Here is a 769-nt window from a genome sequence, read left to right on the forward strand (position 1 = left end):
CAACCGCTATAAGCTTCGATGTAATCTATACTCCTTCTTGGCATTCCAGCTAATCCTAGAAAATGTTGAGGTAGAAATGTTATGTTTGAAGCTATAAATGTTATAACAGCATGCAATATACATAATTTTTCACTATATGTTCGTTTAAATATTTTATAAAACCAATAAACACTAAAACAACTTCTCCGTTGATTGTAAAACAGACAACTATACAATAAACACTAAAACTACTTCTCCGTTGATTGTAAAGCAGACAACTATACAATAAACACTAAAACAACTTCTCCATTGATTGTAAAGCAGACAACTATATAATAAACACTAAAACAACTTCTCAATTGATTGTAAAGCAGGCAACTATACAATAAACACTAAAACAACTTCTCCATTGATTGTAAAGCTGACAACTATACAATAAACACTAAAACAACTTCTTCATTGATTTTTTTTGTTAAATTTAAAACCATATTACCTAAACGACAGATTATTTAGTACTAGTTAGTAAGTTTATGTATGTTCCCAAAGATGTGCAGACGCCTGTCTTTCAAAATATGCATAACTGGTAACTGTATGTCAATGTTTTTACAGTCACAGTTTACAAAATATTTTGAAGACGATTCGACATTTGGAAGGTGTGTTGAGACAAATAATTTTTCCACATTACTAAAGATATGTTTCTTGAATAAGAGTCTTTATAAATCGATACTCTGCATACACTTTTACAATTTCGTAAAATTTTGACTTCTATTTTTGGCCCGTGGTAAAAAAT

The 769-nt window shown here is 29.5% G+C and carries 1 protein-coding gene; it reads right to left on the reverse strand.

The features are described 5' to 3' along the window. Nucleotides 1–215: cbb3-type cytochrome c oxidase subunit I (locus tag MAGTDC_RS03635; protein WP_278046991.1), on the reverse strand; the 215-nt coding region annotated here is incomplete at its 3' end. Nucleotides 216–769 lie beyond the last annotated feature (554 nt).

The sequence above is a fragment of the Candidatus Hodgkinia cicadicola genome, assembly GCF_002774925.1.